The sequence below is a fragment of the Streptomyces sp. H27-D2 genome (genome assembly GCF_035828615.1).
Taxonomy (GTDB): domain Bacteria; phylum Actinomycetota; class Actinomycetes; order Streptomycetales; family Streptomycetaceae; genus Streptomyces.
Window position 1 is genome coordinate 33,454 of record NZ_JAYMZR010000025.1, and the last position, 23,360, is coordinate 56,813.

Annotated in this window: 18 protein-coding genes; 7 read left to right on the forward strand and 11 right to left on the reverse strand. The window is 70.4% G+C overall.

What is annotated here, in order from left to right:
* Positions 1–40: 40 nt before the first annotated feature.
* From QMK28_RS12670 to QMK28_RS12685, 4 genes are all read right to left on the reverse strand, one after another.
* On the reverse strand, positions 41–1,522 hold the full coding sequence (locus QMK28_RS12670) for a GntP family permease (RefSeq protein WP_326437209.1): 1,482 nt from the start codon (positions 1,520–1,522) through the stop codon (positions 41–43).
* Positions 1,523–1,948: 426 nt separating this feature from the next.
* On the reverse strand, positions 1,949–2,362 hold the full coding sequence (locus QMK28_RS12675; protein WP_326437210.1) for a RidA family protein: 414 nt from the start codon (positions 2,360–2,362) through the stop codon (positions 1,949–1,951).
* A complete protein-coding gene (locus tag QMK28_RS12680; protein WP_326437211.1) occupies positions 2,359–3,123 on the reverse strand; it encodes an IclR family transcriptional regulator in 765 nt (254 codons plus the stop codon). Before QMK28_RS12680 ends, QMK28_RS12675 begins: the two co-directional genes overlap by 4 nt.
* Positions 3,120–4,484 carry a sugar kinase gene (locus QMK28_RS12685; RefSeq protein WP_326437212.1) on the reverse strand — a complete coding sequence of 455 codons (1,365 nt, stop codon included), beginning with the start codon at positions 4,482–4,484 and terminating at the stop codon, positions 3,120–3,122. Before QMK28_RS12685 ends, QMK28_RS12680 begins: the two co-directional genes overlap by 4 nt.
* Before the next feature lie 267 nt (positions 4,485–4,751).
* Between QMK28_RS12685 and QMK28_RS12690 the strand changes: the two genes are divergently transcribed.
* Positions 4,752–6,110 carry an amino acid deaminase gene (locus QMK28_RS12690; RefSeq protein ID WP_326437213.1) on the forward strand — a complete coding sequence of 453 codons (1,359 nt, stop codon included), beginning with the start codon at positions 4,752–4,754 and terminating at the stop codon, positions 6,108–6,110.
* Positions 6,111–6,228: 118 nt separating this feature from the next.
* Positions 6,229–7,845 carry an N-acyl-D-amino-acid deacylase family protein gene (locus QMK28_RS12695; RefSeq protein WP_326437214.1) on the forward strand — a complete coding sequence of 539 codons (1,617 nt, stop codon included), beginning with the start codon at positions 6,229–6,231 and terminating at the stop codon, positions 7,843–7,845.
* Positions 7,846–8,018: 173 nt separating this feature from the next.
* On the opposite strand, the gene QMK28_RS12700 is transcribed toward QMK28_RS12695, so the two are convergent.
* The 5 genes from QMK28_RS12700 to QMK28_RS12730 form a co-directional block, all read right to left on the reverse strand.
* Complete coding sequence (locus QMK28_RS12700) at positions 8,019–8,513, reverse strand: hypothetical protein (protein WP_326437215.1); 495 nt, start codon at positions 8,511–8,513, stop codon at positions 8,019–8,021.
* Between the two features lie 18 nt (positions 8,514–8,531).
* Entirely contained in the window at positions 8,532–10,757 is a 2,226-nt protein-coding gene (locus tag QMK28_RS12705) for an RHS repeat-associated core domain-containing protein (RefSeq protein WP_443050712.1), read from the reverse strand.
* A 178-nt stretch (positions 10,758–10,935) separates the two neighbouring features.
* Positions 10,936–13,263, reverse strand: a complete 2,328-nt coding sequence (locus tag QMK28_RS12720; protein ID WP_443050710.1) for a DUF6531 domain-containing protein — start codon at positions 13,261–13,263, stop codon at positions 10,936–10,938.
* 981 nt (positions 13,264–14,244) lie between these two features.
* Positions 14,245–14,436: a hypothetical protein gene (locus QMK28_RS12725; RefSeq protein ID WP_326437216.1), complete on the reverse strand. Its 192-nt coding sequence runs from the start codon at positions 14,434–14,436 to the stop codon at positions 14,245–14,247.
* Between the two features lie 22 nt (positions 14,437–14,458).
* Complete coding sequence (locus tag QMK28_RS12730) at positions 14,459–14,815, reverse strand: hypothetical protein (RefSeq protein ID WP_326437217.1); 357 nt, start codon at positions 14,813–14,815, stop codon at positions 14,459–14,461.
* 70 nt (positions 14,816–14,885) lie between these two features.
* Here QMK28_RS12730 and QMK28_RS12735 point away from each other — a divergent pair, with 70 nt between their 5' ends.
* The 3 genes from QMK28_RS12735 (at position 14,886) to QMK28_RS12745 (ending at position 17,050) form a co-directional block, all read left to right on the forward strand.
* Entirely contained in the window at positions 14,886–15,197 is a 312-nt protein-coding gene (locus QMK28_RS12735) for a hypothetical protein (protein ID WP_326437218.1), read from the forward strand.
* Positions 15,198–15,207: 10 nt separating this feature from the next.
* Complete coding sequence (locus tag QMK28_RS12740; protein WP_326437219.1) at positions 15,208–16,419, forward strand: pyridoxal phosphate-dependent aminotransferase; 1,212 nt, start codon at positions 15,208–15,210, stop codon at positions 16,417–16,419.
* A 220-nt stretch (positions 16,420–16,639) separates the two neighbouring features.
* The gene (locus QMK28_RS12745) at positions 16,640–17,050 is read left to right on the forward strand and encodes an SCO4983 family protein (RefSeq protein ID WP_326437220.1); all 411 of its coding nucleotides are present in this window, start codon (positions 16,640–16,642) and stop codon (positions 17,048–17,050) included.
* Between the two features lie 192 nt (positions 17,051–17,242).
* On the opposite strand, the gene QMK28_RS12750 is transcribed toward QMK28_RS12745, so the two are convergent.
* Positions 17,243–19,096, reverse strand: a complete 1,854-nt coding sequence (locus QMK28_RS12750) for a phosphoenolpyruvate carboxykinase (GTP) (RefSeq protein ID WP_326437221.1) — start codon at positions 19,094–19,096, stop codon at positions 17,243–17,245.
* 587 nt (positions 19,097–19,683) lie between these two features.
* On the opposite strand from QMK28_RS12750, the gene trhA reads away from it, so the two are divergent.
* Complete coding sequence (gene trhA / locus QMK28_RS12755) at positions 19,684–20,331, forward strand: PAQR family membrane homeostasis protein TrhA (protein ID WP_326437239.1); 648 nt, start codon at positions 19,684–19,686, stop codon at positions 20,329–20,331.
* A gap of 149 nt (positions 20,332–20,480) precedes the next feature.
* Complete coding sequence (locus QMK28_RS12760) at positions 20,481–21,107, forward strand: TetR/AcrR family transcriptional regulator (protein WP_326437222.1); 627 nt, start codon at positions 20,481–20,483, stop codon at positions 21,105–21,107.
* A 139-nt stretch (positions 21,108–21,246) separates the two neighbouring features.
* Here QMK28_RS12760 and QMK28_RS12765 read toward each other — a convergent pair whose 3' ends face one another.
* Positions 21,247–23,295: a thioredoxin domain-containing protein gene (locus QMK28_RS12765; protein WP_326437223.1), complete on the reverse strand. Its 2,049-nt coding sequence runs from the start codon at positions 23,293–23,295 to the stop codon at positions 21,247–21,249.
* Between the last annotated feature and the right edge of the window lie 65 nt (positions 23,296–23,360).

The following is a 23,360-nucleotide window of genomic DNA, read 5'->3' on the forward strand; positions in this document are numbered from 1 at the left end:
GAGCATGCGTGCCTGGGTGCGCGCCGCGCGGCGGGCCCCGTTAGATCACCAAGCTCAGCAACGCCGCCACCACAAACCCCGCCACCGAAAGCACCGTCTCCAGTACCGTCCACGACTTCAGCGTGTCGCGCTCGGAGATGCCGAAGTACTTCGCGACCATCCAGAACCCGCCGTCGTTGACGTGCGAGGCGAAGATGGAACCGGCCGAGATCGCCATGATGATCAGGGCGAGGTGGGGCTGCGAGAGGTCCGCGTTTTCGACCAGGGGGACGACGATGCCGGCCGTGGTGACGATCGCGACCGTCGCGGAGCCCTGGGCGACGCGGAGGACGACGGAGATCAGCCAGGCCAGCACGATGACCGGCAGGCCGACGTCGTGGAAGGTGTCGGCGAGGGCCTGGGCGACGCCGCTGCCCTTGAGGACCGCGCCGAAGATGCCGCCGGCGCCGACGACGAGCAGGATGTTGCCGACCGGCTTCAGTGAGGCCGTGGAGACGGTTTCCAGGGACTTGCGGGACCAGCCGCGGCGGATGCCGAGCAGGTAGTAGGCCATGAACAGCGCGAGGGTCAGTGCGACGAACGGGTTGCCGAAGAACTCGACGACCGAGCGCAGCGTGCTGGGGTCCAGGGCGATCGAGGAGAAGGTCGCGAGCAGGATCAGGACCAGCGGGGTGCCGATGATCGCGAGGACTGTGCCGAGCGATACGGGCTTCTCCTGCGGGGCGGTGCCGGCCGCGGACTGTTCGGCGGCGACGGCGGCCTTGGCCTCTTCCGCTGCCTCGACCATGTCCTGCGGGACGGGCACGAAGATGCGCTTACCGATCCAGGCGGCGTACGCCCAGGCGGCCAGGACCGCCGGGATGCCGACGATGACGCCCATCAGGATGACCCAGCCGAGGTCCACCTTGAACATTCCGGCCGCGGCGACCGGGCCCGGGTGCGGCGGCAGGAACGCGTGGGTCATGGACAGACCGGCGAGCAGCGGCATGCAGTACAGCAGGATCGACTTGCCGCTGCGCTTCGCCGCCGCGTAGACGATCGGCGCGAGGACGAAGATGCCGACGTCGAAGAAGACCGGGACGCCGAAGATCAGGCCGGTGAGGCCCATCGCGAGCGGCGCGCGCTTCTCGCCGAAGACGTTCAGCAGGCGGCGGCTGAGCACTTCCGCGCCGCCGGAGACCTCAAGGATCGCGCCGAGCATCGTACCGAGGCCGATGATGATCGCGACGTGGCCGAGGATGCCGCCCATGCCGGACTCGATGATCGAGACGGCGTCGGACTTCTGCACCGTTCCGAAGAGTTCGGTGACGGACAGTCCCGCGCCCAGGCCGACGGCTATGGAGACGGCGAGCAGCGCGACGAACGGCTGCAGCCTGACCTTGATGATCAGGAAGAGCAGGAGCGCGATGCCGAGGGCCGCGACGGTCAGCAGACCGCCGGTGCCGGGTATCAGCGCGAGCAGGCCGCCGGTGTGGGGTGGGAGCGGCGGGGCCGGGGCGGCGAGTTGGAGCGTGGCGAGCATGGGGTACTCCGTTGGTTCCAGGCAGGGGGTATCGCGGCACGGCAGGGGGTCCGCGCGCCGGGCAGAGCGTGAGCTTCTTCAGGGGGCTGTGTTTCTTGGCTGATTGGGGGCGGGGTGAGGGGTACGGGGTGCTGCCGCCGTACGGATCGTGTCGGCGCGGGGGATGCGCGCCGTACCGGTGGTACGGGGTCGCCGTACGGGTCGTACTGCACCGCGGTGGGCGGGGCAGGGCGCGGGGGAGTCGCCCCGCCCGCGCCCACCGCGGGATCAAGCGCGCGCACGGCGGGAAGCCGGTGTCCGGTCCGGTGAACGGGCCGGAATCCATGTCCGATCGCTGCGTACGCGCGAGTTCAGAGGTCGAGCGGCGCTCAGGAAGTCGAGCGGCGCTCGGTCGTACGGGCCGCGCGGTGCGGCCCGGATACGGTCCTAGCCGAGGACGGCGAGCGCGTCGATCTCGATGAGCAGACCGGCCGGCAGCCCGACGTAGACCGTGGTGCGAGCCGACGGGGCCTCCTTGAGGTCCGCGAAGTACTCGTTGTAGATCTCGTTGAGCTCGGCGAAGTGCGCGGTGTCGGTGAGGTAGACGCGTGTCATCATGACGTCTTCCCAGCTCGCGCCGCCCTCTTCGAGGATCGCCTTGACGTTCGCGAACGTCTGCAGCGTCTGCTCGCGCAGGGTGGGGCCGGCCGGGGTCGGCGGCTGGCCCGCGACCGCCGGCAGGAAGCCGACCTGGCCGGCGACCTGGAGCAGGTTGCCCTTCTTCACGCCGTGCGAGAACTTGGCCGGCGGCGCGGTGTGGGTGCTCGGGGTGATGGCGGTCTTCTGGAGGTTGTCACTCATGCTGACGCTTCTTTCGACGGGGTGTTTCCTGAGTACTCGCGGCTGATCGCGTCGACGGTGCGGCGCAACAGCGGGAGCAGCTTGAGCAGTTCATCGGCGGTGACGACGACGTTCGGTGCGGAGACCGAACACGCCGCGACGACCCTGCCGTCCGCACCGCGGATCGGGGCCCCGATGCAGTTGATGGACTCCTCGTGACCACCGAGGTCGGTGGCCCAGCCCTGTTCTCGGACCTTGGCCAACTCTTCCTGGAAGGCAGCCGCGTTGGGGGTCGAACGGGACGTGTACATGGGGTAGTCGAGCCGTTCGGCGACAGCGCGCCGCTCCGGCTCGGGCAGGTCGGCGAGCAGCAGCTTCGCCACGGCGGCCACGGTTATCGCCACCGGCTTGCCGATCCTGGAATACATCCGTACCGGGTAGCGGCTCTCGACCTTGTCGATGTAGAGGACCTCGTCCGCCTCGTACACCGCGAGGTGGACGGTGTGCCCGCACTTCTCGTTGAGCGCGACGAGGTGCGGATGCGCGATCTCGCGCACGTCGAGGTTCTCGACCGCCTCCTGCGCGAGCGCGAAGAGCCGCGCGCCCAGCCGGTAGCGCTGGTCCTGCTGCCGGTAGACGATGCCGTGCTCGTGCAGCGTGCGCAGCAGCCGCAGTGCGGTGGACTTGTGGACGCCCAGTCGCGTGGCGACCTGCTCCAGATTCGCGGGGCCCTCTGCCAGCAACGGCAGAATGCTCAACGCGCGGTCGACGGTCTGGCTCATCGGTTTCGTGCCTCCACCCGTACGGTCTCGGCCTCGGCGGTGGTCCAGCCGGGGCCGAGTCGCAGTGTCTCCCACCCGGCGGCGTCGAGGGCGACAAGGCGGTCGGCGTGGTCGCGGGCGGGCGGGGTGCCGAGGTCGCCGGGGACGGTGAGCGAGGCGGCGGCCATCAGGTGGCCGTGCCGGATGCGCTCGAAGATCGGCAGCTCGCGGAGGGTCGCGGAGAGGAACCCGGCGGCGAACGCGTCGCCCGCGCCGACGGGGGCCACGACGTCGACCCGTAGGGCGGGGGCGAAGACGACCTCGTCGGGGTCGGGGGCAGACCGGAGATGCGGCCGGCCTCCGGCCCTTTCGGGGGCGGTGCCCGTGTCGGCGGGGCGGCGGGCGAATACGGTCGCGCCCTCGCCGCCCTGCTTGACGACGAGCGTCGCGGGCTCGGGCAGCGCGGCCCGGATGGCCGCCGCACCGGTCAGGCCCCAGGCCGCCTCGGCCTCGTCCTCGCCGACGAACACGAGGTCGCAGCCGCGCGCCAGCTCGGCCAGCACGGCCGGGCCCACGGCTCGCGCGCCGGAGCCCGCGCCCGCGCTCTCCCCGCTCGCATCCTCGCTGTTCGTCCCCATCCCCGTCCCCTGCCACAGCGCCACTCGGTAGTTGACGTCGAAGGACACGAGCGGACGGCCGGGGCGGCGGGCGGTGAGGTCGCGCATCAGGGCGAGGCAGTCGGCGGACAGCGCCGCCGTGATGCCGGTCAGGTGCAGCACCCGGCCGGACCATGTCTCGGCGCGCGGCATGAGGTCGGGGGACATCGCGGCGGCGGCGGAGCCGGCCCGGTAGTAGACGACCTCGGCGAGGGGTTCGGCGACGGCTTCGGCGGACTGCTCGGACGGCCGGTCGGCGGCCTGCCCCACGCCCGGCCCCGCTGCCTGCTCGGACAGCAGCGTGACGGCCCGCCCGTTCGGCTGCCCGGCGGCCTGCCCGTTCGCCTGCTCCCCTGCGGCCCGCTCGCCCGCGGCCCGCTCGCCCGCGGCCCGCTCCCCCGTCGCCCGCTCCCCCGCCGTACGGAAGTAGATGCCGGTGGGGCGCGTGCGGTCGCGCTGTACTGCGGAGACGTCGACGCCGGTGGCCCCGATGGCATCGACGAGGTGCTCACCGAAGCCGTCGTGGCCGACCCGGCTGAGCCAGCGCGCCGGGTGTCCCGCGCGGGCGAGGCAGCAGGCGACGTTGGACTCCGCGCCGCCGATCCCGCGAGTGAAGGCCGGCACGTCGGCGAGGCTGCCGGGCTGCGAGGGCACGAAGGTGACCATGGACTCGCCGACGCACACGACGTCGACGAGGTCCGGGCTGCTCATGGCTGCGGTCACCATCGTTCTCGCTCCTTGTTCCTCGATGTCGGGGTGTTCCTTGATGTCGGGGTGTTCCTTGATGTCGGGGTGTGATCGGATCCGAGCCGACTGCGGCTTCCGGCCCGCTCCGGACCCGTGCCCCAAGCCCGCGCTCCAGGCCGCTTACGCCCTGTTCACGTACCCACTACCGACCATTGACCTGGTACTGGCTCGGATGTTAGACAGATGCAAGCGACATACGCAATGGCTGTTGCACATCTTGCAACAAGAACTTTCACGGGAGGCTCCATGGCCGCCGACAACGCCGTCGCAGGCTTGGCTCACGAGCAGGTGGACCACCGCTTCAAGGCTCTGCCGCCCGACGCGGAGGGGCTGACGGTGGGCGCTCTCGCCGCCGAACGCCGCTCGCTGTTCACCGGCGGCTTCACCACTCCCGTGCTCGCGCTCTCCGCCGAGTCCGTCGAGCACAACCTCGCCCTGATGGAGCGCTACTCCGCCCAGCACCAGCTGGCCTTCGCCCCGCACGGCAAGACCTCCATGTCGCCGCAGCTCTTCGAGCGCCAACTCGCCCATGGCGCATGGGGCATCACCGCCGCCGTCCCCACCCAGGTGCGCGTCTACCGCGCCTTCGGCATCCAGCGGATCTTCCTCGCCAACGAGGTCGTCGACGCCGCCGCGCTGCGCTGGCTCGCGGGCGAGCTGAACGCCGACCCCGGCTTCCGCTTCATCTGTTACGTCGACTCGACGCGCGGCGTGGAGCTGATGGACGAGGCGCTGAGCGCCGCCGGCGCCACCCGCCCCGTCGATGTCGTGATCGAACTGGGCGCGGGCGACGGAGCCCGTACCGGAGCCAGGACCGAAGCCGAGTGCGCAGCGATCGCCGACGCGGTCGAGGCCGTCCCCACGCTCCGTCTGGTCGGCGTCGCCGGTTACGAGGGCGAGGTGCCGGAGGCCGACAGCGCGCGGGTCGAGGCATGGCTGCGCCGACTCGTGGCGCTCACCGTCGAGTTCGACAAGGCGGGCCGCTTCGCCCACCTGAGCCCGGCGGACCCCGCCGACCCGTCCGATCCCGCCGACCCGGCGGGCGCTGCCGCCTCCGCCTCCGACGCAATCGTGCTCAGCGCGGGCGGCAGTGCCTGGTTCGACGCCGTCGCGAACGTCTTCGCCGAGGTCCCGGAGCTGTCCCGGCCGGTGCTGAAGCTGCTGCGCTCCGGCGCGTACGTCTCGCACGACGACGGCCGCTACCGCCACCTCACCCCCTTCAACCGGGTGCCGGAGGAGGGCGCGTTGCAACCGTCCTTCCGGCTCTGGGCGCAGGTCGTCTCGCGCCCCGCGCCGGGCCAGGCGTTCCTCAACGCGGGCAAGCGCGACGCGGCGTACGACCTCGACCTGCCCATGGCCCAGGTCGTACGGTCCGCGCGCACCGGCGCGGAGCGGCCCGCGACCGGGATCACGGTCAGCGGGCTCTCCGACCAGCACGCGTGGGTGAAGACCGACGCGAGCGCGGAGTCGGCGGCCGGCCTGGAGGTCGGCGACTGGGTCGGGATGGGCCTGTCCCACCCGTGCACGGTGTTCGACAAGTGGCAGCTCATTCCACTGGTCGAGGCGGACGGCACGGTCGTGGACTTCATCCGCACGTTCTTCTAGGACCCAGGTTCCGCGCCTCCGCGCCCAGGCCTGCTTCCAGGCCCCCGCCCGCTCCCCACCGGGGCCCCGGTTCCCCAGCCTCCGAACCCCTCGGGGACGAGAAAGGCAGTCCAGCCCTATGGACACCGTGTTCCGCGACGTACGCGTGATCGACGGCACCGGCGGTGCCTCCTACCGCGCCGACGTCGCTCTGACCGACGGCAGGATCGCCGCCATCGCCCGCGAGGGCGAGAGCAGGCTCGGCGCGCGGCGGGTGATCGAGGGGGACGGCCTCGCCCTGGCCCCCGGCTTCATCGACATGCACGCGCACAGCGACCTCGCGCTGATCCGCGACCCCGACCACTCCGCGAAGGCCGCGCAGGGCGTGACCCTCGAAGTCATCGGGCAGGACGGGCTTTCGTACGCGCCGGTCGACGACCGGACGCTCGGCGAGGTCCGGGCGGCCATCACCGGCTGGAACGGCGACGGCTCGGACATCGACTTCAGCTGGCGCAGCGTCGGCGGGTACCTGGACCGGCTCGACCACGGCTTCGACGGCGAGGGCATCGCGGTCAACGCCGCGTACCTCGTCCCGCAGGGCAGCGTCCGGATGCTCGCCGCCGGCTGGGACGACCGCGCCGCCACCCCGGCCGAGGTCGAGCGGATGAAGCAGCTCGTCGCGGAGGGTCTTGAGCAGGGCGCGGTCGGCATGTCCTCCGGGCTGACGTACACGCCCGGCATGTACGCCTCGGACGCCGAACTCACCGAGCTGTGCCGGGTGGTCGGGCGGTACGACGGCTACTACTGCCCGCACCACCGCTCGTACGGGGCCGGGGCCGTCCAGGCGTACGAGGAGATGGTCTCGCTCACCCGCGAGGCGGGCTGCTCGCTGCACCTGGCGCACGCCACCATGAACTTCGACGTGAACAAGGGGAAAGCCCCCGAGCTGCTCGCGCTGCTCGACAAGGCGCTGGACGACGGCGCCGACATCTCCCTCGACACCTACCCGTACACCCCCGGCTGCACCACGCTCGTCGCGATGCTGCCGAGCTGGGCCACCGAGGGCGGCCCCGAGCCGACACTCGACCGGCTGCGGGACGACGAGACCGCCGCCCGCATCCGGCAGGTGATGGAGGTCGTCGGCGCGGACGGCTGCCACGGCGTCCCCATCGAATGGGACGCCATCGAGATCTCCGGCGTGAGCGACCCCGGACTGGCCGGCTGCGTCGGCAAGACGGTCGCCCAGTCGGCGCGCGAGCGCGGCGAGGAGCCCTTCGTCACCGCCCGCCGGCTGCTCATCGACGACCGCCTCGGCTCGACGATCCTGCAACACGTCGGGCACGAGGAGAACGTCCGGGCGATCATGCGGCACCGCGTCCACACCGGCGGCAGCGACGGCATCCTCCAGGGCTACAAGCCGCATCCACGCGCGTACGGCACCTTCCCGCAGTACCTCGGACGGTACGTCCGCGAGCTGGGCATTCTCTCCCTGGAGGAGTGCGTCGCACACCTCACCTCACGCCCCGCCGCCCGCCTGCGGCTGCCCGACCGGGGCCTGGTCCGCGAGGGCTACCGCGCCGACCTGGTCCTCTTCGACCCGGAGTCGGTCGCGGCGGGCTCCAGCTTCGAGGCCCCTCGGACGCTCCCGACCGGCATCCCGCATGTGCTGATCGACGGCCGGTTCGTCATCGAGGACGGGCGGCGTACGGATGTCCTGGCGGGACGCGCGGTTCGGCGGCAGCCGGCGAAGGGCTAACCAGCGTCCCGGCTTCGAGATTTCTGCATCACGTGGTGGACCACGTGCGAGCGGTCAACCAGAGCGTTGGTGCGGGGCAGGGCCCAGGATGCGTCGGCGGACCTCGAAGCCGGGACACTGGTTTAGGAGGAACTGCTGATACCTCGGGCGGCGCCGGTCCGGGTCGTCCCGTTTCAGTCGTTGTTCTTGTAGTGGAAGTCGAAATACTTTTCGTCGCCGACCAGGACGGAGGTGAGATACATCAGGCTTCCGTCGGAATAGCGAGGGACTTCCTGCGCGGTCTGCCGGGTGAACCCAATCGAAACTCCGGGGATAAATGGATAGTCAAACTCCGACTGGTCAACCGTCCAGCCACGCGCGACCGCGCGCCTGAAGATCTTCCTGGCCGGGGTGCAAAAGACATCGTCCCCCTCCAGGAGCACCCGCGTACTCGATTCCCGTCCCTCCCCGGGCCACCACAACTGGATCGCCGTGACACAGTTCACCTTCTCCAGGAGGACCTGGAATCTCACCCTGTCCAGAGAGATGCCGATATTCACCAAGGTCTGGTTCGGGCGGGACAGCACCCTGGGTTTGCCCCAGACGGATAGCGCCGCCACGGTCTCGTCGAGCGTCATCCCGAGCCGTACGGGTGCCACTCCGCGAGGCGGATCCAACACGAGGTCCATCGCCACCACTCATTTCGTTTATTTCAGGATTTCGTAGTTTATCGTCCAGCCACGGCTCTCCAGCATGGCCTGGAATTTCTTATTGCTCTTGAGGCTCTCCACCATATCCGCGATGTGGCCGTCATACTTGTCACCATAGAGGCCCCGGATATCGCCGATATCCATCTTCATCGCCTCGTCCCAGCGCCCGCTGTCGATCAGCTGGCGCTGCGCGGCCCGCCACTCGACCGCAGCACCATCCGACCCGGTGGTCTTCACATCGACGTGGTCGTCGTGCTCCATTCTGATCGCCGGGCCCATGCCCGCCCCGCCGCCGTCCTTGCTCGTTTTGAACCCGGGCTCTCCCAAGTGGGCATAGGACGCCTTCGCCGGGATGTGGTTGATGTCCATGTCGGTGGTGGTCCTGCGCTTCTTGTTCTCGTCCAGCAGATTCGAGGGCTTCATACCGCTGTACCAGCCTCCATCCTCCGTGCACCCCTTGGCGATCAGGCCCTCGGGGTCCATACGGACGTGGGGATTGGTGACGTAGGCGACCGGGTTCGGTGACGCTTCGAGTCCCAGAGGGTCCGGGCTGACGTAGCGGGCGGTTTCGGGGTCGTAGTGACGGAAGCAGTTGTAGTAGAGCCCCGTCTCACCGTCGTCGTACTGGCCCGGGAACCGGAGCGGGGTATAGGCCACCGCGTCCCGATTCCAGGCGGTCGTACCCCACACGGTGGTCCGCGTCCGCCACGCGATCTCGCCCTCCTCGTCGACGAGTTCGCTGGGGGCGCCGATGAGGTCGGTGACGATCGCGAAGAAGCGGGAGTCGACATCGTGCTGCGGCTCCGCGTCGAGGCCGACCCGGCGTTCGAGCTGCGTCAGCGGGCGATAGCCCTCGTAGTCCCAGGTGGTCGTGGCGTGATTCGCCGTGTCGGTCTGTTCGGCGAGGCGGGTGCCGTCCCAGACGAAATGGATGGAATGCAGGACCGTACGGCCGTCGTCCGCCATCCGGCGCTTGGCCGTGCGACGTCCCAGCGGGTCGTAGGCGTACGTCCACAGCACGCCGTCGGGCGTGCGGCAGGAGACCAACCGGTTCTCCACGTCCCAGGCGTAGCGCCACGTGTCCGGCTTCCTCGACAACCGGGACTTCTGCCGGACGACGGTGCGTCCCGCCGCGTCGTACTCGCACCGGATGGCCCCGGCGGTGAGCAGGCGGGTACCCGCGTAGGAGCGCGCCCCCCGTCCTTCGCCGCGCTGGGCACGGTCGGGCCACTCCGCCCGGGTCTGGTTTCCCGCGACGTCATAGGCGTACGTCTCCGTCCAGTTCTCGGCGGTGACCTGAAGGGGCCTACCGACCGGATCGAGCTCGAAGACCTTGCTCGTGGCCGAAAGGTCGTCGGTCACCCGTTCCAGACAGCCGTCGGCCCGGTAGCCGTAGCTCTGGGCACGCAGGGTGCGGTCGGGGGTGGCCAGAACCTGTGAGGCCAGGCGACCGGATTCATTCCAGGCCGAGGTGAGAGTGATCGGCCGCTCGGCTTGGCCGAAGGTGCGGGTGAGCTCGCGGCCCCGCGCATCGCGGGTGAAGGACAGGGCGTGGCCACCACTGCTCAACCCGGTGCGCATGCCCACCGCGTCGTAGGAGAACTCCGACACCGCCCCGGTGGGAGTGGTACGGCGGATTACACGGCCCGCCGCGTCGTACGAGTACTTCGTTGTCCGCCCGTCCACTGTCTCGGACAGCGGGCGGCCCAGGGCGTCCCGCTCGAGCACCAGCGTGGACGTCGGCGCGGCCAGGCCCACCAAGCGCCCGGCCGCGTCATGGGTATACCGGGTGACGCGCCCGGCTACATCCTTCGACACGATGCGGCCACACGCGTCATAACTGGTGGCGATCTGCTCGCCGAGCGGAGTCGTGCGGGAGACGACCCGGCCGGCCGGGTCGTGCGTGTACGCGACCGTGCGACCGTCGAAGTCGCTCTCCGACACCAGATTGCCCGCCGCATCGTAGGTGTAGGCCCAGGTCATCCCCTGCGGGTTGAGCACCCTGGTGAGACGGAGCTCGGTGTCGTACGAGAACTCGTAGCGGGCGCCGTCCGCACCGACGCGGGCCGCGAGCCGGTCGAAGTGCGTGTACTCGAAGCGGGTCGTGGCACCGGTCGGGTCGGTATGGGAGGCGCAGTTTCCCTCGTCGTCCCACGTCCAGGACTCCGCAGTGCCGTCAGGCCCGACACGGCGCGAGAGCCATCCCTCAGGGGTCCACTCCATGGAGGTGGTGGCCCCGTTGGGGTCTGTGCCCTGCACGGGCCGGCCGAAGGCGTCGCGGATGACCGCGTAGCTGTGTCCCAGGGCGTCGGAGACCGAAAGCGGAACGCCGACGCCGTTGTGGGAGATCCGCTCAGTCGCACCGGTCGGATCCGTCCTCGATATCAGGGCTCCCAGCCCGTCATAGCCGAAATAGGACACCGAGCCGTCCGGCGCGGTGACGCTGATGCGGTTCCCGCGGTCGTCGTAGCTCTGACGCCAGCTCGTCCCGTCGGGACCGGTGACTTCCTCGGGCAGGTTCATCGCGTTGTACACGGCCGAGGACTCGCTGCCGTCCGGGAGCCGCATCGACGTCAGGTTGGAGTGCTCGTCCCACGTGAAGTGCCCGGTGTTGCCCGTCTGGTCGGTGCGCGATATGAGGTTGTCGTACCGGTCCCACTGCCGCAGCACCGTGTTCCCGAGCGGATCGGTCTCGGCGATCACCTGGCCGAGTTCGTTCAGATGGAAGACGGTCACCGCTCCGGTGGAGTCGGTGTAGCGGGTGATGCGGTTCTCCGTGTCGTTGGAGAAGTGGGAGGAGAGGAAGCCGTCCGGACCCCGGGTCGCCACGATCCGGCCCGCCAGGTCGTAGACGTAGGTTGTACGTGGAGCCTTTCCGGTCCGTCCACGAGGTGATGCGGTCGTGTGCGTCGTAGGTGAACCGCAGAGGCCTGCCAGCGGAGTTGGTGACGGACTCCAGATTCCCCGCCTCGTCGTACCCGAACGAGGTGAGCGGCCGCATTCCGTCGGGGGTGCGCACCGAGAGACCCGTGACACGTCCGGTGCCGGGGTCGGACGTCAGGGCAGCCAGATAACCACCGTCGTGGACCACCGAGGTGGGCAGCCCATCCGCGTCGCGCTGGATCTGGACGCCGTTGCCGTTACGGTCCTCGATCGACCGCAGCCAGTACAACGCGGTCCCGTGGAAGGGGTTGCCGACGAATCGGCGCGTGAGCCCCGAGTGCGGGTCGGTCACCGCATAGGTGACGTCACCCAGGTCACTGCGCTCGATGAACTCCAGCGGCAGGCGAGCCCCCTCCACCGGCCATACCCGCTCGTTCGCGTCTCGCGGCAGCCTGGGATAGATCAGCAGGGAGCCGTCTTCGCGAGCCCAGATCGTCGTCCCGGCACCATCGACGTTGAGCTCCACACGCTCATCGAGCGTAGAGGCCCAACTCCGGCCGAAGCAGCGGCCGTAGCGGTATCCCGAGACATGCGTGCGGCGGAGTACGAGAGGCAGCACGCCCGGGAGCGCCAGATCGGTCTGCGCCAGCACCATCTGGCCGGAGGCCACGTCCACCGGGTCGGTTTCGCAACGCCGCTTCTCGAGCGAGACGCCGTTGCCGCGCGGGTCGTCCTTGGCACCGCGGAGCGAGTTCGGCTGCGTACGGGCGGACGAATCTCGTCCCTTACCGCCCGGACCGTCGCTCCACGTGCGCTTCGTGTCGCTGCCGTCATTCTTGTGGTCCCTGGCGAAGCTGTCCTTGATGTCGTCGTCGGTCTTCTTGTGGTCCGTGGAGATCTGCTTGACGGCCTTCGGCAGCGTCTTGCCGACGTGGTCGCCCATCGTCTTGACGGCCTTTTCCAGGGCGTTCATGGCTTTGTCCGCGACCGGGTCGATGGCATCGGTGATGCTGTCGCGGCCACGGGTGCGGCTGTGGTGGGACTTGGCCTTGGTGAGCTTGCCGGTGGTCTTGCCATGGATGGTCACGCTGACGCCGTTGAGCTGGGTGGAGGCATGGTCGTGCTCGGCATGCTCGATGCGGAGCCCCTTGCCGCCTCCGCCTCCCCCGCCTGCTGAGGCCAGGTGCAGGGCATCCTTGGACCCCTGCACGCCGTCCTTGAAGCCGTCCGTGCCGGCCTGCTTGGCCTGGTTGAGGTCCACCCCGCCCTGCAAGCCCATGGCCGTGGCGCCGAGTTGGACCACGAGGTCGGCGGCTAGGCCTTCCAGGGCAGCGACCGCCGGTTCGGTCATCGCCGAGACGATGTAGCCGATCGCCTCCTCCGCACACTCCTTGATCAGGCGCTTGACGATCTCCTGGGTCGCCCGCATCGCCGCAGCGCCGAGCAGCGTGGACAGGCCGCCGGTGACCGGGATCAGTGCCAGCCCGATCCCTGCCTCGGCGGCCAGATAGCCGAGCTGGACGACTGCGGCGCCCTTCATGCCCTCGATCGCCCCGGCCGCCGTGTCCAGCGCCCCGGCGATGGTGCGCGCGGCCGACGCGACGTCCTTGAAGTGCTTGCTGACCTTGCCCCAGTGGCCGTTGAGGGCGTCGAGGGCCTCGCCGTGCCCGGACGAGAGAAGACGCTGTACATGATTGTTGGCGAGATGCCCGTCGTCCGCCAAGTCCTCCGCGAACTCCCGCAACGAGTCCGCCATGTCCCGGTAGGCGTCCTCATCGACGTTCGGCCAGGAGACGCCGATCAGATCCAACAGAGTGTCGGCCCAATCCGGCACGGTGACAGCCACGTTCCCAATCCCCCGTACATGCACACACGTTTACAGAATATTTGTTCGAACGGAGTCTGACACGAAGTCACTTCCGCCCAAGACAAAGGGCACCAGTGACGCCGCGGTCACGACAGCGGACACCGCCGACACCAGCAACTCCGCCGCACATTGCGCGCACCCTGTACATGCCCTGTCCGTCCAATTCACGGCTGTCGGCAGCGGTCAGTGACGGTCTCGTCGGGCACGACCGCGGGGCTTCGCGTGGGTCTGCGGGCACAGTTCAGGTGCGGTTCAGCAGTCGCAAGCTCCGCTGATCGGGGGTGACACCACTGGAGATCCGGGAGGGGTGCCCCGTGGGCGCGCGCCGCGTTACGGTTCGTCCCCCGGGACCGGGACCGGGAGCGGGAGCGGGAGCGGGAGCGGGAGCGGGAGCGGGAGCGGGAGCGGGAGCGGGAGCGGGAGCGGGAGCGGGAGCGGGAGCGGGAGCGTTTCGGCTCCCCGGCTGGGGCCCAGCCCCGCGCCCGTACCCGTACCCGCCCCCAGCCCCAGCCCCCGTGACGCCGCCGACCGCATCCGGTCGTCGATGTACTGGTAGAGCGCGGCCGGGCTCGCCGTGCAGCCCGCGTCGAGTGCGCGGGCGCGCGCCTGGTCCGACGGGGTGACCCGGCGGGTGTAAGAAGACGGCGGGGCCGGTGTACGTGCCGGCCTGCCGCCAGCGTTCGAGCACGTTGAAGCCGGCGTTGAGGTCCGGGCCGCGCGCGACGTCGGAGATGACGAGGTCGATCTCGGTGACGCCGAGCACATGCTCCGCGCGCCGCCGCTCCGGGGCCCTGTGCACTTGTGCGCCGTGCTCCACCAGCCACTTGAACTCGGTCTCGTTGCCTTCCGGATGGTTGTCGATCCACAGGATGCGCAGCCCGTGGTAGGGCCTGCCGACCACCTGCCGCTGCGGCTCGGAGACCTCACGGACCGCCGGCGGCTGCTGCCGTAGCCGCCGGATCAGGTCCTTGGCTCCGGCAGCTGCACCAGCTCCTCCACCAGCGAGATGAAGTTCTGGTCCCGGACCAACGCGGGGAATCCGTCCGTGAGTTCCTGATCCAGCTCGGTCAGGGCGGTGTCCCAGCCGTCGGGACGTTCACGGCCGGCGGCGGCACCTTGTGGTCGGTGAAGAACCGGGTCGCGCTCGCCCATTCGTCGGCGGTGGCGGCCCCGCCTACCGGCCGCAGCACATGCCGCACCGCCCGGTAGGCGAGGAGTTCGCTGACCGCGTCCCACGCTCACCTGGCCGCCGCCCACCAAAGTCCGGTAGAAGTCGGCGTAAAGATAGCTGGAGCAGCAGCGTCCGCAGCGTGGCCTCGGCTCCGAAGTCCTGCCACAGCGGGTTGAGCCGGCACTCCAGCAGGAAGCCGTTGATCAGCCGCTTGATGCGGCGCGGGTTGCGCGCGGAGCGGTCGCCGAGCAGCGCGGTGAGCCGGTCGTCCAGCAGCCGGGAGATGCCGGACTGCTCGGCGCAGCGGCGGATGTACGAGCCGACGTCGGAGCCGCCGGGCGGCGGCACCCGGTAGCTCATCGCGCGGGTAGCGGGTAGCGGTATCTCGCGCGGGCACGGGCATTTCGCCGTCGAGGCCGGGGAGCGCGGCTTGGCCGGAGGCCGGAGCGCGCTGCTCGCCGGAGGCCGGGGAGCGCGGCTCGCCGACGCTCGGAGCGCGCTGCTCGCCGGAGGCCGGGGAGCGCTGCTCGCCGGAGGCCGGGGAGCGCTGCTCGCCGGAGGCCGGGGAGCGCTGCTCGCCGGAGGCCGGGGAGCGCTGCTCGCCGACGCTCGGAGCGCGCTGCTCGCCGGAGGCCGGGGAGCGCTGCTCGCCGACGCTCGGAGCGCGCTGCTCGCCGGAGGCCGACCGCACCGCGCCCCACGTGGCGAAAAACACCGCGCGGCCCCCGTCGCCCGCCCGTAGGGTGGCCGTCATGCAGGTGATCCAGTCAACCAAGCTCGCAAATGTCTGCTACGAGATCCGGGGCCCGGTGCTTGAGGAGGCTATGCGGCTGGAGGCGGCGGGCCACCGCATCCTCAAACTCAACACGGGCAACCCGGCGGTCTTCGGCTTCGAGTGCCCGCCGGAGATCCTTGAGGACATGCTGCGCAATGTCGGGGACGCGCACGGCTACGGCGACGCCAAGGGGCTGTTGTCCGCGCGCCGTGCGGTGATGCAGCACTACCAGACCAAGGGCATCGAGCTGTCCGTCGAGGACATCTACCTCGGCAACGGCGTCTCCGAGCTGATCCAGATGTCGATGCAGGCGCTGCTCGACGACGGCGACGAAGTCCTCGTACCGTCGCCCGACTACCCGCTGTGGACGGCCTCCGTATCGCTCGCGGGAGGCACCGCGGTGCACTACCGCTGCGATGAGCAGGCGGACTGGATGCCCGACCTCGCCGACATCGAGCGCAAGGTCACCGACCGCACCAAGGCGATCGTCGTCATCAACCCGAACAACCCGACCGGCGCGGTCTACGACGACGAACTGCTGCGCGGCATCACAGAGATCGCCCGCCGGCACAATCTGATCGTCTGCTCCGACGAGATCTACGACAAGATCCTCTACGACGGCGTCACCCACACCCCGACCTCCGCCATCGCGCCCGACCTGCTGACCCTGACCTTCAACGGGCTGTCCAAGTCCTACCGGGTGGCGGGCTTCCGCAGCGGCTGGCTGGCGGTCTGCGGCCCGAAGGCGCACGCGAGCAGCTACATCGAGGGTCTGACGATCCTGGCCAATATGCGGCTGTGCGCGAACATGCCCGCGCAGCACGCGGTGGCCACCGCCCTCGGCGGCCGGCAGTCGATCAACGAGCTGGTGCTGCCCGGCGGACGGTTGCTGGAGCAGCGCGATACGGCGTACGAGCTGCTCACTCAGATCCCGGGCGTGACCTGCGTCAAGCCGAAGGGCGCGCTGTACGCCTTCCCGAAGCTCGACCCCAAGGTCTACAAGATCAAGGACGACCGGCAGATGGTGCTGGACCTGCTGCGGTCCGAGAAGATCATGATCGTGCACGGGACGGGCTTCAACTGGCCCGAGCCGGACCACTTCCGCATCGTCACCCTGCCCAACAAGGAGGACCTGACGGACGCGGTGACCCGGATCGGCAACTTCCTGGACGGGTACAGCCAGCACTGACGGCTACGGGCCGGCGCCGTACGCGGGCTGCGGCGGCGGGCAGGCAGGGCGGCAGGCGGGGCGGGCGGGGCGGGCAGCCGGGGGCTACGGTCCCCGCGCCCGCCCCGGCCCGTTCCAGGGCCCGTATCCCCGGCCGCCCGGATGTGAGGCCTGCAAGCGGGACAACTTTAGACACCGTCTAAGTTAGGATGGTCTCCTCACCCTTGCCAGGAGGCCTTCCATGTACGAGCCGATCCGCACCAAATCGGTCCACTCCATGGCCGCGCCCGCCGACGCCCAGAACAGCGGTCCGCACCGCTCTCGCGAGAAGGAACTGGACATCCGGCTGGCCGGCCACCTCACCGCGCTGCTGACCGTGACGGACGAGCTGCGCGCGCTGAGCCCCGATCCGGCGCTCGACGACGCCGCCGCCCGGATAGCCGAGCAGGCCACCCGGCTCAACGGCGGCCGCGCCCCGCTGCGGGCCGAGCCCGCCGCGTACGCCGACCCGGCCCGTACCGCCGCGCTGCACCAGCGGGCCCACATGCTCGCCGGCCAGGCGCTGGTCGTAGCCACCTCGCGCGGCGACGAGGACGGAACCACGCTGGCCGCCGAACGTCTGGGCGCGCACGCCGCCGCGCTCGGTATCTGAGTCCCGGGGCAGCTGACCCCGGGCATCCGGGACCGGGCATCTGATCCCGAGCGACTGACCCCGGACATCTGATCCTGGGCAGCCGTCCCGAACGAACGCGTACGACGCCCGAAGGCCGGGACCCGCATCAGCTGCGGGTCCCGGCCTTCGTGTCGTTCGGTAGCGCTTGGCGCCTCTCGGCGCCTCCCGCGCTCAGCCGAGGCGCTTGACCAGCGCGCGGTACTCGTCCCACAGCTCCGTCGGGGTGTGGTCGCCGAAGGTGTTGAGGTGCTCGGGCACCAGCGCCGCTTCCTGGCGCCACACGTCCTTGTCGACGGTGAGCAGGAAGTCGAGGTCGGCGTCGGCGAGGCCCAGCCCCTCGGTGTCGAGGGACGCCTTGGTCGGCAGCACGCCGATCGGCGTCTCGACGCCCTCGGCCTGGCCGTTCAGTCGCTCGACGATCCACTTGAGCACGCGGCTGTTCTCGCCGAACCCGGGCCACACGAACTTGCCCTCGGCGTTCTTGCGGAACCAGTTGACGTAGTAGATCTTCGGCAGCTTCGAGCCGTCGCCCTTGTCCACGGCCGTCTTGCCGACGTTGAGCCAGTGGCCCATGTAGTCGCCCATGTTGTAGCCGCAGAACGGCAGCATGGCGAACGGGTCGCGGCGCAGCTCGCCGACCTTGCCCTCGGCGGCGGCGGTCTTCTCGCTGGCGACGTTGGCGCCGAGGAAGACGCCGTGCTGCCAGTCGAAGGACTCGGTGACCAGCGGTACGGCCGAGGCGCGGCGACCGCCGAAGAGGATGGCCGAGATCGGCACGCCCTTGGGGTCCTCCCACTCGGGCGCGATGATCGGGCACTGGCCGGCCGGGACGGTGAACCGGGCGTTGGGGTGCGCGGCGGGGGTGCCGGACTCCGGGGTCCAGTCGTTGCCCTTCCAGTCCGTGAGGTGCGCGGGCGGCTCCTCGGTCATGCCCTCCCACCACACGTCGCCGTCGTCGGTGAGCGCGACGTTGGTGAAGACCGAGTTGCCCCACATGGTCTTCATGGCGTTGGCGTTGGTGTGCTCGCCGGTGCCGGGCGCGACGCCGAAGAAACCGGCCTCCGGGTTGATCGCGTACAGCTGGCCGTCCGCGCCGAAGCGCATCCAGGCGATGTCGTCGCCGATGGTCTCGACGGTCCAGCCCGGGACGGTCGGCTCCAGCATCGCGAGGTTGGTCTTGCCGCACGCGGACGGGAAGGCCGCCGCGATGTATTTGGCCGCCTCGGGTCCGCCGGTCGGCGGGGTGAGCTTGAGGATGAGCATGTGCTCGGCGAGCCAGCCCTCGTCACGGGCCATGACGGAGGCGATGCGCAGCGCGTAGCACTTCTTGCCGAGCAGCGCGTTGCCGCCGTAGCCGGAGCCGTACGACCAGATCTCGCGCGCCTCGGGGAAGTGCGAGATGTACTTGGTGGTGTTGCAGGGCCACGGCACGTCGGCCTCGCCCTCGGCGAGGGGCGCGCCCAGGGTGTGCACGGCCTTGACGAAGAAGCCGTCGGTGCCGAGCTCGTCGAGTACGGCCTGACCCATCCGGGTCATCGTGCGCATCGAGACGGCGACGTAGGCGGAGTCGGTGATCTCGACGCCGATGGCCGAGAGCGGTGAGCCGACCGGGCCCATGCAGAACGGCACGACGTACATGGTGCGGCCGCGCATCGCGCCCCGGAAGACGCCGCCGGTGCCGTCGCCCTCGCCGGTGAACAGGGCCCGCATCTCGTCGGGGTGCTTCCAGTGGTTGGTCGGGCCCGCGTCCTGCTCCTTCTCGGAGCAGATGAAGGTGCGGTCCTCGACACGCGCGACATCGCTCGGGTCGGAGGCGGCGTAGTACGAGTTGGGGCGCTTGGCCGGGTCCAGCTTGGTGAACGTGCCCTTGGCGACGAGCTCCGCACAGAGGCGCTCGTACTCGGCCTCGGAGCCGTCACACCACACGACCCGCTCCGGCTCGGTGAGGGCCACGATCTCATTGACCCAGGAGACCAGCTCCTGGTGCTTGGTGGGGGTTGTAGGAGCCGCATTACTGCGCGCCACGAGTCGCTCCGTCCCGCCGGAACCGCACGCCCGGCGTCAATGTTGAGGGTTGAACGAACACCGCTCCGAATTGCCGGATGTGTCCGGGTTTCAGACTAGTTGCCCCTTGGGGGCTGCGACCCGGATGCTTCGTGACCGCTCATCCGGTGCCGACCGCACTCATTTGATCATCCGACCCGATCGACAATCTGTCCAGAGGGCCGCCTCGTGACCATCACCACTTGATACCGGGTCGTAACCTACGGTGCCGTAGGTAGCATGGCTCCATGACTTCCGCCGCACCTGACGCCACCGGTCCGGTTCCGGTCGACCGGACCCCCGACGACCAGGCCACGCCCGGACAGGCCGCGACCGGATCCGGCGCGACCGCGACGGCCACGGCCGAGCCCGGCGACTACAGCGCCCCCGGCGGGGCGGGCTCCGTAGCGACCGCGACGGGCGCGTCCGGAACGGCCGCTCCCGGAACGGGCGGGACCGGCTCCGCTCAGGACGGGACCAGCTCCGCTCCGGAGGGAACGCCTGCCGGATCGCACCCCGAACCGCCCACTGAATCGGCCGCTGAATCGCCCGCCGCTCAGCCGGCCCCGATCGACCCGCCGCCGGTCAAACCGCATCTGCGGGGCTGGCTGCACGCCGGCATGTTCCCGGCCGTGCTCTTCGCCGGGGTCGTGCTGACCGCACTCGCCGAGAGCGGCCGGGGCCGCCTCTCGTGCGCCGTCTTCACTCTCACCGCCTGCCTGCTCTTCGGCGTGAGCGCGCTCTACCACCGGGGCACCTGGGGCCCGCGCGGCGAAGCGATCCTGCGCCGGCTCGACCACGCCAACATCTTCCTGATCATCGCGGGCACGTACACCCCGCTCGCGATCCTGCTGCTCCCGCAGAGCACCGCCCGCCCGCTGCTCTGGGCGATCTGGGCGGCGGCCCTGGCCGGCATCGCCTTCCGCGTCCTGTGGGTCGGCGCGCCGCGCTGGCTCTACACGCCCTGCTACCTCGCGATGGGCTGGGCCGCTGTCTTCTTCCTGCCCGACTTCTGGCGGGCCGGTGGCCTCGCCGTGCTCATCTGCGTCATCGTGGGCGGGCTGCTCTACAGCGCGGGCGGCGTGATCTACGCCCTCAAGAAGCCCAACCCCTCACCGAGGTGGTTCGGCTTCCACGAGGTGTTCCACTCGCTGACGCTGGCCGCGTTCGTCATCCACTACGTGGGGATCTCGATCGTGGCTTACGGGCACGCATAACGGTCGCTCGCGGGGACGCGGAGTACGCGGGCGGCGCGGGCGGCGCGATCCCCGGGCGGGGCCCGTTGACCCCGATAGCCCCGACGAGGCCGGCAGCCGGTCCCCCGTGGGGCCGCAGACGTAGCCCCGGAAAGCGCGGATGCCGGACAATGACGTTCATGGCCCCTGTACAGACCACGCCCTCGGCCTCACCCAAACCCGGGCTGCGTGAGCGCAAGAAGACCCAGACTCGGCAGGCGATCCGCCGGGCCGCCTACCGGCTCTTCGCGGAGCAGGGCTACGACGCCACGCCCGTCGACCGGATCGCCGAGGCCGCCGACGTCTCCTCCAGCACCGTCTTCCGGTACTTCCCCACCAAGGAAGACATCGTCATCACCGACGAGTACGACCAACTCATGGAAGAAGCCTTCCGCGCCCGCCCGGCCGAGGAACCCCCGCTCGAAGCACTGTGGAACGCCATCATGGACACCCTGCGGCAGTTCTACGCGAGCGAGCGCGAAGAGATCGACACCCGTATCCGGCTCACCCGGGAGGTGCCCGCGATCCGGGCCCGGATGAACGAGAGCATGACGGAGACCGGCCGCATGGTCATCGGCGTCCTCTCCGAGCGCACCGGCCGACCCACCGACGACCTGGAACTGCGGGTCTTCGTCGGAGCCGTGCTCGGCGCACTCCAGGAAGTGATGCTGCACTGGGGCGAGCAGGAACTCACCGACGACCTCGTGGGCGTCGTCGACCGCACCCTGGCCCTCCTCGCCCGGGGCCTCACGCTCTGACTCCGGCACGCGCTGACCCCGGCACGCGCTGACCCCGAGGCGCTCCGGCCCGGCACCCTCCGACCCCGTACCGCCCCGTACCCAGCGCCCCGGCCCCACCGCCGCGCTGATCTCCGTCCTGCTCCGGCTCCCATCCCGCTCAGTCCTGCCCGCCGAGCGCGGCCTCCAGCACCTTCGGGTCGCTGGTCGGCGCGGCGCAGGTGAAGTCGCGGCAGACGTACGCGGCCGGGCGGCCGTCCTGGAGCGGGCGGTCGAGCAGCAGCGGGATCTCGTCCGAGCCGGGCTCGCCGACCGCGACCGCCGCGCCGGGGGCGGTGCCCAGCAGCGCCGTGCGGTGCAGTTCGCGGGTCGCCGGGTCCGCGTTCGGGCCGACGACGGCCACCTCGCGCGGGCCGTCGAGCAGCGCCTCCGCGACGGACAGCCCCCACCCGATGAACCGGGGCGCCCGGCCGCCGAGCGCCTTCACCACGCCCAGAGCGCGCTCCGCCGCCTCGCGGTGCGGGACCGAACCCGTGTAGGCGGCGTACGTCAGCAGCGCGCCGGCCGCCGCCGACCAGCCCGAGGGGGTCGCGTTGTCGGTCGGGTCCTGCGGGCGGCGGATGAGCGTCTCGCCGTCGTCGGCGGTGTCGAACAGCGCGCCGTTGTCCGCCGCGAAGTGCCGCAGCACGGTGTCGAGCAGCAGGCCGGTGAACTCCACCCACACGCCCTCGCCGGTCACCGCGCAGAGCGTGAGGAAGCCCTCCGCGACGTCGGCGTAGTCCTCCAGCACTCCGTCGTTGGAGCCCGCGCGACCGTCCCGCGAGGTGCGGGTGAGCCGGCCCTGCGCGCCGGTGGAGGTCTCCGTCAGATGCAGCCGCACCAGCAGGTCGGCGGCCTCGGTGGCGGCTTCGACGAGGTCGGGACGGTCGAAGTAGGCGCCCGTCTCGGCGAGCGCGGCGATGGCCAGCCCGTTCCACGCGGCGACGATCTTGTCGTCGCGGCCGGGGCGCGGACGCTGCTCCCGCGCGGCCAGCAGCCGCCGGCGTACGGACGCGATGCGCTCGGCGTCCACCGGCTCACCCCGGTCCGGGAGTTGCAGCACCGAGGCGCCCTCCTCGAAGGTGCCCTCCTCGGTCACCCCGAAGCAGTCGGCCGCCAGCGCCGCGTCGTCCTCGCCGAGCACCTCGCGCAGCTGCTCCGGGGTCCAGGCGTAGTACGCGCCCTCGACGTGCTTGCCGCTGCCGTCGTCGCTGTCCGCGTCGAGCGCGGAGGCGAAGCCGCCCTGCTCGGTGCGGAGTTCACGGACCATGAAGTCGGCGGTCTCCAGCGCCACCCGGCGGGCGAGGTCCGAGCCCGTGGACCGCCACAGGTGCGCGTAGGTGCGGCAGAGCAGCGCGTTGTCGTAGAGCATCTTCTCGAAGTGCGGAACAACCCACTCCGCATCCACCGCGTAGCGCGCGAAACCGCCGCCGAGCTGGTCGTACATCCCACCGCGGGCCATCGCCTCGCAGGTCGCGGCGGCCATCTGGAGCGCGGCCTCGGAGCCCGTGCGGGCGTGATGGCGCAGCAGGAACTCCAGCGCCATGGACTGCGGGAACTTGGGCGCGCCGCCGAATCCGCCGCGCACGGAGTCGAATTCACGGGTCAGCCCCATCAGGGCCGCGTGCAGGTCCTGCTCGTCGGGCGGGGCGGGCGCGTCGAACGCCAGCGAGCGCGAGGCGAGGTCCTTGACGATCTTCCCGGCGACTTCGGCGACCTCGTCCCGCCGGTCGGTCCAGGCGGTCCTGACGCCTTCCAGCACCTGGCGGAAGGCGGGCATGCCGTGCCGGGGCTCGGGCGGGAAGTAGGTGCCGAAGTAGAAGGGCTCGGCGTCGGGCGTCAGGAAGACGGTCATCGGCCAGCCGCCCTGGCCGGTCGCCGCCTGCACGGCTTCCATGTAGACGGCGTCGACGTCCGGCCGCTCCTCGCGGTCCACCTTCACCGACACGAAGTGCTCGTTGAGCAGCGCCGCCGTCGCCTCGTCCTCGAAGCTCTCGTGAGCCATGACGTGGCACCAGTGACAACTGCTGTACCCGACGCTCAGCAGCACGGGCACCCCCCGGCGGCGCGCCTCGGCGAACGCCTCGTCGGACCAGGGCTGCCAGTCGACGGGGTTGTCGGCGTGCTGGAGCAGATACGGGGAGGTCTCGTGGGCCAGGCGGTTCGACATGGCCCCATCCTCTCGCACCTGAGCCTCCCGGCGAGTTATCCACAGGACGGGTTATCCACAGGACT

Coding starts and splice junctions, on each gene's coding strand:
- QMK28_RS12670 (WP_326437209.1), bottom strand. CDS start 1,522: ATGCTCGCCACGCTCCAACTCGCCGCCCCGGCCCCGCCGCTCCCACCC.
- QMK28_RS12675 (WP_326437210.1), bottom strand. CDS start 2,362: ATGAGTGACAACCTCCAGAAGACCGCCATCACCCCGAGCACCCACACC.
- QMK28_RS12680 (WP_326437211.1), bottom strand. CDS start 3,123: ATGAGCCAGACCGTCGACCGCGCGTTGAGCATTCTGCCGTTGCTGGCA.
- QMK28_RS12685 (WP_326437212.1), bottom strand. CDS start 4,484: ATGGTGACCGCAGCCATGAGCAGCCCGGACCTCGTCGACGTCGTGTGC.
- QMK28_RS12690 (WP_326437213.1), top strand. CDS start 4,752: ATGGCCGCCGACAACGCCGTCGCAGGCTTGGCTCACGAGCAGGTGGAC.
- QMK28_RS12695 (WP_326437214.1), top strand. CDS start 6,229: ATGGACACCGTGTTCCGCGACGTACGCGTGATCGACGGCACCGGCGGT.
- QMK28_RS12700 (WP_326437215.1), bottom strand. CDS start 8,513: ATGGACCTCGTGTTGGATCCGCCTCGCGGAGTGGCACCCGTACGGCTC.
- QMK28_RS12705 (WP_443050712.1), bottom strand. CDS start 10,757: ATGGAGTGGACCCCTGAGGGATGGCTCTCGCGCCGTGTCGGGCCTGAC.
- QMK28_RS12725 (WP_326437216.1), bottom strand. CDS start 14,436: ATGGGCGAGCGCGACCCGGTTCTTCACCGACCACAAGGTGCCGCCGCC.
- QMK28_RS12730 (WP_326437217.1), bottom strand. CDS start 14,815: ATGAGCTACCGGGTGCCGCCGCCCGGCGGCTCCGACGTCGGCTCGTAC.
- QMK28_RS12740 (WP_326437219.1), top strand. CDS start 15,208: ATGCAGGTGATCCAGTCAACCAAGCTCGCAAATGTCTGCTACGAGATC.
- QMK28_RS12745 (WP_326437220.1), top strand. CDS start 16,640: ATGTACGAGCCGATCCGCACCAAATCGGTCCACTCCATGGCCGCGCCC.
- QMK28_RS12760 (WP_326437222.1), top strand. CDS start 20,481: ATGACGTTCATGGCCCCTGTACAGACCACGCCCTCGGCCTCACCCAAA.
- QMK28_RS12765 (WP_326437223.1), bottom strand. CDS start 23,295: ATGTCGAACCGCCTGGCCCACGAGACCTCCCCGTATCTGCTCCAGCAC.